The organism is Streptomyces murinus (genome assembly GCF_002154555.1).
Taxonomy (GTDB): domain Bacteria; phylum Actinomycetota; class Actinomycetes; order Streptomycetales; family Streptomycetaceae; genus Streptomyces; species Streptomyces murinus.
Genome location: NZ_MUNF01000639.1, coordinates 1 through 5,735 on the forward strand (window position 1 = coordinate 1; position 5,735 = coordinate 5,735).

The 5,735-nt window shown below is 73.1% G+C and carries 7 protein-coding genes and 1 pseudogene; 5 read left to right on the plus strand and 3 right to left on the minus strand.

All coding sequences use genetic code 11. The annotated features are described in order from the left end of the window. Positions 1 to 965, plus strand: a 965-nt coding sequence (locus CCN72_RS31995; protein WP_341868902.1) for a hypothetical protein, incomplete at its 5' end; no start/stop codon positions are given. Positions 966 to 1,361: 396 nt separating this feature from the next. On the opposite strand, the gene CCN72_RS39795 is transcribed toward CCN72_RS31995, so the two are convergent. Continuing rightward, positions 1,362 to 1,541, minus strand: a complete 180-nt coding sequence (locus CCN72_RS39795; protein WP_167408737.1) for a hypothetical protein — start codon at positions 1,539 to 1,541, stop codon at positions 1,362 to 1,364. A 138-nt stretch (positions 1,542 to 1,679) separates the two neighbouring features. On the opposite strand from CCN72_RS39795, the gene CCN72_RS32000 reads away from it, so the two are divergent. Further along, the gene (locus tag CCN72_RS32000) at positions 1,680 to 1,979 is read left to right on the plus strand and encodes a CocE/NonD family hydrolase C-terminal non-catalytic domain-containing protein (protein ID WP_244174580.1); all 300 of its coding nucleotides are present in this window, start codon (positions 1,680 to 1,682) and stop codon (positions 1,977 to 1,979) included. A 210-nt stretch (positions 1,980 to 2,189) separates the two neighbouring features. Here CCN72_RS32000 and CCN72_RS32005 read toward each other — a convergent pair. Both CCN72_RS32005 and CCN72_RS32015 read right to left on the minus strand, forming a co-directional pair. After that, positions 2,190 to 2,674, minus strand: a pseudogene (locus CCN72_RS32005) (dihydrofolate reductase family protein); the annotation flags it as partial. 612 nt (positions 2,675 to 3,286) lie between these two features. Next, positions 3,287 to 3,706, minus strand: a complete 420-nt coding sequence (locus CCN72_RS32015) for a DUF1398 family protein (protein WP_086811676.1) — start codon at positions 3,704 to 3,706, stop codon at positions 3,287 to 3,289. A gap of 116 nt (positions 3,707 to 3,822) precedes the next feature. Between CCN72_RS32015 and CCN72_RS32020 the strand changes: the two genes are divergently transcribed. From CCN72_RS32020 to CCN72_RS32030, 3 genes are all read left to right on the plus strand, one after another. Next, positions 3,823 to 4,320, plus strand: coding sequence for a MarR family winged helix-turn-helix transcriptional regulator (locus tag CCN72_RS32020; protein WP_086811678.1), 498 nt, complete (start codon positions 3,823 to 3,825; stop codon positions 4,318 to 4,320). Next, positions 4,317 to 5,105, plus strand: coding sequence for a DNA alkylation repair protein (locus CCN72_RS32025; RefSeq protein WP_158101449.1), 789 nt, complete (start codon positions 4,317 to 4,319; stop codon positions 5,103 to 5,105). Before CCN72_RS32020 ends, CCN72_RS32025 begins: the two co-directional genes overlap by 4 nt. Positions 5,106 to 5,281: 176 nt before the next feature. Beyond that, the gene (locus tag CCN72_RS32030; protein WP_425276190.1) at positions 5,282 to 5,617 is read left to right on the plus strand and encodes a zinc-binding dehydrogenase; all 336 of its coding nucleotides are present in this window, start codon (positions 5,282 to 5,284) and stop codon (positions 5,615 to 5,617) included. Positions 5,618 to 5,735 lie beyond the last annotated feature (118 nt).

The window sequence follows — 5,735 nt, forward strand, 5'->3', positions numbered from 1 at the left end:
TCGCGGCCACCGAGCGCCCCCACAGCGGCGTCACCGCCACCGTGTCCGCCGTCCTGCGGCACGACCGGGGCGCTCTGGCGGCCGCGACGGTACGCGTCGTCGGCCTGTCCGCACTGGCCGGGCTGCTGATGACGGCCCTGATATTCGCGCTCTCCTGGCCCCTGTTCACCCGGATGCGGAACCGGCGCGCCTGGTACCACCACCTGGAAGACCCCTACCTGCACGACCACACCGCCCTGGCCCGGGTCGCCCTCGGCACCCTCCCGCTCTACCTGCTTCTCCTCGGCATCGGCAGCGCGGCCCTACAGACCGTGTGCTCCCGGGCGGCCGCAGCGGGAACCCGGCCCCTGCGAGAGGACCGGGTGCGGCTGCGAGCGCTGCTCGCCGTGTACACGCTGCGCGGCCTGATCGTATGGCCCCTCCCGCTGCTCGCCGCATACCTGGCGACCAGCCTCACCGGCGACCAGCTCGACACCCCCGAGCCCCTGGAACGCGGATCGCTGCCCTACCACCTCGTCGCGGCCTCTCCCGCCGCGGCCCTGTTCGTCGCCGTACTGCTGCGCCTCGCGTTCGCCCTCGCCCCGGCCGCCGCGGCCACCGGCCTCGGCCCCCGCGCCGCCCTGCGCCGTTCCTGGTCCCTGACCCGGACCCGAGCCGGAGCCACCCGCGTCCTCGCCCTCGCCCTGCCGCTGGCCGCGCTCTGCGCCGCGGTGACCCGGCTGGCCACCCAACTCGCCCTGCCGCTGCGCCCTTTGGTGAGATCCCTCCTCGAACAGGCCACGGGCAACTTCTTCGCCGCGTACTACGCCGGCATCCTCGCCCCCGTCATCGTCGGCATCCTGGCCACCGCGGCCACGACCCTCCCCCTCACATGCACGGCCTTCGCCGCCCTCCACGCCCACCTGCGGCCGGCCCGCACCTCTCCCCGGAACCCCGGGGGCACGACGGCGGCCTCCACCGCCTGAGGGCGGCCCCGCGAAGATCAGCACCGCCCACGGCGACATCCAGATCACCGAGGCCACCCACGGCTCACGCCGCGCCCCGCCACCGCCGACGATCTCGACCTGTTCGAGCACGAGTTGAGCGGGACCCAACCCCCGGTGAACACAACGGTGTTGACACCCGACCGAACAGCGGACCCGGCCGGTGGCACCGGAGGGGTCCGACGCGGGCACGGGAAAGGCCCTGGGGGACCGGCTCCCGGCCGAGGCCCGGGCGGTTTCCGGTTTCCGCCAGGGCACGGGTGATGGTCAGGGCGCGGTGAACCCCCCGGCGGTGACGGCCACTTGCACGCAGGCCGGAGCGGACGAGCCGGGTGACCGGCGGACGGTTGTGGGGCGGGGCGGCTCGGCAACTGCCGGCTACCCCCCGCCTCCGCCCGTGTCGGGGGTGTGGGCAGCGCAGTGGTGGCCGCAGCCGGTCATCTCGCTGAGCGCCCATGTGGTGGCCGCGACTCCTCCCCAGACGATGCACAGGAGGCCGATCAACACGCCGACGACGAGCGCGTAGTCGCGTGCGGTGCGTGACCGTGCTTTCGCCACGGGCCTCTCCTTCGGTGCGGGGCCGGGCGAGAAGTCTCCCGCTCCACTGCGGTCGGTGTCAGTATCGGGGATGCCCAGGGGTGTTGACCATGAGCGTCGTCGACAGCGGGCGGCGCAGACGTGATCAGGGCTGGTGGCGTGTCGCTCGACCCGGTGCTCAGCACCCCCCATCAGCCCGAGCACACCTTCCGGACGCTCCAGCCGGTCCGGGACGGCGAAGAAGTCGACGTGCTCATCCCGCTGAGCTCTTCGGCGACCCTCTTCCGCGCCGGCGACAGACTGCGGCTCACGGTGGCCGGCCGCTATCAGCGACCCCGTAACCCCTTCTTCGGCCATTTCCCCACCCACTACCAACCGACCACCTCGGGAAAGGCCACCATCCTCTGGTCGCCCGAAAACGCTTCCACGCTTGAGATCCCCGTCATCCCGAAGACGTGACCGGCCCGCACCCGTGCAGCCTGCCGGCGCCTTCGGCCAGGGACACCTCGGCCTGCCCGAAGCCTTCCCCCACCTTGACAGCACCGCGGTGGGCCTGGGCCGGTCCGGCCGATCCACCCCCGCCCCGTCCAGGCCGCCGGCCCCTTGCTGCGCACCGTGGCGGTCCGCGGCGGTCACCAGGTTCTCCCCCCGCCTCCCGGAGCCACGCGCGGACCCGAAGCCGACGGCACCGTTCGGCCGGTAGACGCCGACGACGGTGCCCCCCTCGGCGTCGAGACGCTGACCGGCTCCAGTGCGGTGGGGATCGCGCCGTCGGAGAACAGCCGCCTGCCGGTGGCGATGATCACCGGATGGACGGTCAGCCGGTACTCGTCGACGAGCCCGTGCCGCATGAGGCTCTGGGCGAGGTCGCCACTGCCCACGACGTTGATGTCGCGGCCGTCGGACGCTTTCAACTCGCGTACGGCATCGACGACATCGCCCTTAAGCGGCGTGGAGTTCTGCCATTCGACAGGGTTGTCAGGGTCGGCGGTCGGCCAGTGCGACGCGAAGATCTCGTACGTCTTGCGGCCGAGCAGCATCGCGTCGCAGGACTCGTGCCAGCCGGCGATGGCCGCCCCGACCTCGTCGTCGGACGAGGGCTTCTGCATGACGCCGTCGAGCGTGAGGAACGTACAGATGATGATCTTGCGCATGGTGCGCTCCCTTCGCCGACGGGTGGACCGCACAACCGCCGCTGGCTCATCGGACTCCCGCAAGGCGGATATCTCGCCGACGGCCGTCCGCTCCCCGCGCCGGAGCGAGCGCGTCGTACGCGATGGCGGAGCTTCTCATCGCATCCGCGCGCACGCCCACGCCCGAAAGAAAAGAATGGGCGCCGGACGGTACGGACCGACGATGGCAGGGAGTGAGGCGCTGCGGTGACGGTAGGGAGGGTACGGCCGGACGGTGGCCGCCCGCAGGGCCGTACATGTCCGCACGCGGCGGCTGCGGGTTTGGAGCCGGCGCCCCTGAGCGGCGCGCGCCTCGGCTGCGTCGCCCGCGGACGTCACGAGCGCCGCTTGCGACTGTGTCCGACCTGCGGCCACGATGGGGCGCAGCGACAGCTCTCCCGGCGCTCACGCCACCGCCCGCCACGAGTCGACCGGGCACCCTCTCGTGCGCCCGATGGAACCCGGCCGCGAGTGGGCCTGGTGCTATGCCGACGGGTTGTTCCCGGAACGGATGCGCGGGAGTGCCGCCCGGATCCGGAGGGGGCCGGAGCACCGGCCGGCGGCGGGGTTCGTCACAAGAGCGGCTCCGGTCTCTCAGGGGAGCGTGACGAACGGGTAGACCTCGGTGTAGGAGTCGCCGCCGCTGCCGTAGTAGGTGCAGGTGCGGGCGGCGGTGTCGACGTCGTACCAGGCGATCCCGGCGTCCCAGCAGGCGCGGACGAATGCGGGGAACGTCGTCTCGCCGGCCTGGTCCGCGCGCAGTGCCGCGACCAGGGCCGCCTCGTCGAACCGCGGCGCGAGCGCGAAGCCGGTGACCAGCGGTTCGCCCTGGACGACGACGTCGCCGTGCTCGGTCAGGTACAGGAAGGCGTTGGCCGGGACGGCCATACGGCAGTGGGTCACGCCCGCCTGGCGCAGGCTCTCGGCGAGGTAGGGAAAGCCGCCGGCCTTCGGGCGGGCGGCCGCGCCGCGTTCCATGGCGGCCTGAAGTCGGCTGATGGCATCGGTGGTCATGGGGTCTCCCTGGCGGTTCTCGTTCGGGTGCGCGTGCTCTTGGAGGAGGTGCGTCACTATGGCATCATGTTGCCATAGTGACAACATATTGTCGATTGTGGAGGTGGGATTCCGGTATGGCGGATGAACTGGCCCTTCTCGTGGCCGATGTCTACGAGGCAGCGGGTGCGCTGCGCCGCGCAGGCGAGGCGCTGGCGGCGGCGGAAGGGCAGACCCAGGCGCGCTGGCAGCTGATGAGCGCGGTCAGCGAGCAGCCCCTGCCCGTGGCCCGCGCGGCGCGCCGCCTCGGGATCACCCGCCAGGGCGTGCAGCGCATCGCCAACGACCTGGTCCGCGACGGTCTCGCGGAGTACCTCGACAACCCCGACCACCGCACCTCACCGCTGCTCGCCCTGACTGCTGTCGGGCACAGGACGCTCGACGCCATCACCGCCCGGGCCGCCACCGCGCATCGGGTCATGGCAGAGGGCATCGCGGGAAGCGATCTGGCGACCGTCCGGGAGATGCTGCGACGGCTGACCCGGCAGACGGACGACTGGGCCGATACCGCCGGCCAGGCGCACGGTGCGCGCCCGAAGGCCCGCACCGCGACCACGCGCGAGGAGGGCGCGTGAACACCGCTGGCGGCGCATCAGCACGTCCGGCGGAAGACCTCCGTGCCGCCCTGCGCGCACTGGCCGACCCCGCTCGGGCCGACCAGCAGCGCGCATACCTGCACAGCGACCTGGATCATCTGGGGGTCCGCGTGCCCGACCTGCGCCACTGCGTCACCCGAACCCGCCGGGTTCTGGGCGCCCAGGCCGGCTCTGCGGTGCTGGCTCTCGCGGGCGCGTTGTGGTCGGCCCAGGAGGGCTCCGGGAAGCCTGTGTACGACGACCGGCGGGCAGCGGTGGAGATTCTGGTGCAGTATGCGGGGGCACTGGACGCCGCGGACCTCGAGGACGTCGAGACGTTGTTGCGGCAGTGCCGCACCTGGGCGCTGGTGGATCCGCTGGCAGTGCACTGCGCCGTCGCCGTCGCCCTGCGAGACGCAGCCGCGGGCAGGGTGCTGGACCGGTGGATCACGGACCCCGACTTCTGGCTCCGCCGTACCGCGCTCCTCGCGCTGCTGCCCGCCATCCGCGCCGGCCGGCCCGACGGCGATCGGCTCACCCGCTACGCGGACGCCCTCGTCCACGAGCAGGAGTTCTTCCTGCGCAAGGCGCTGGGCTGGGTACTGCGCGAAACCTCCACCCGCGACCCGCAATTCGTCAGGGACTGGCTGACCCGCCACGGCTCCCGCGTCGCCCCCCTCACCCGCAGGGAGGCGCTACGCCGCCTGACGCGCAAGGAGGATCAGGACCGTGGGCAGCGGCGACGCGCAATGCGGGCGGATGCGCCTGTACTGCCACGTCGATGACCCCGGGCCGGGCGTCGGCGGCCGCGGGGGCATGCGCCTGATCCAGCTCTGGCCGGCCCCCGGACGGCTCCCGGCGGCAACCTGGGCGCGGCCCTCACCCGGACAGGGCATGAGCTGAGGGCGGACCGCACGCCGGGCGCCGCCGCGGACGAGGTGATCGACTACCGTGCGGTGCGGTGCGGTTCGAGGACGTGGTGAGCGATGTCGACGTGGTGCTGGACGGGCTCGGCGGGGAGACGGCCGAGCGGTCCCTGAAGGTCCTGCGGGCGGGCGGTCGGCTGATCACGCTGCCGGGCCCGGACGACGTTCCCGCGGCCCGGGACGGGGTGCGGGCGGTGTGGATGCTGGTGGAACCCGACCATCTGGGGCTGCGCGAGATCACCGCTCTGGTGGAGCGGGGGGCGCTGAGGCCGGTGATCGACACCGTCGTGCCGCTGGCCGAGGCCGCGAAGGCGCACGAGATCGGTGAGCGGGGCCGTACCACCGGCAAGATCGTGCTGACGGTCCTCTGAGCCGCACCCGCGACCGGCCGCCGCTCCGGTGCCGGGGGAGGCGGCCTCGTGCGCCGCACGGCCCCGGGCGGCCGGCGGGGTGCGGACCGGCGGCCCCCGGCACCGGAGCGGCGGCCGG

Coding starts and splice junctions, on each gene's coding strand:
- CCN72_RS32015 (WP_086811676.1), bottom strand. CDS start 3,706: ATGACCACCGATGCCATCAGCCGACTTCAGGCCGCCATGGAACGCGGC.
- CCN72_RS32020 (WP_086811678.1), top strand. CDS start 3,823: ATGGCGGATGAACTGGCCCTTCTCGTGGCCGATGTCTACGAGGCAGCG.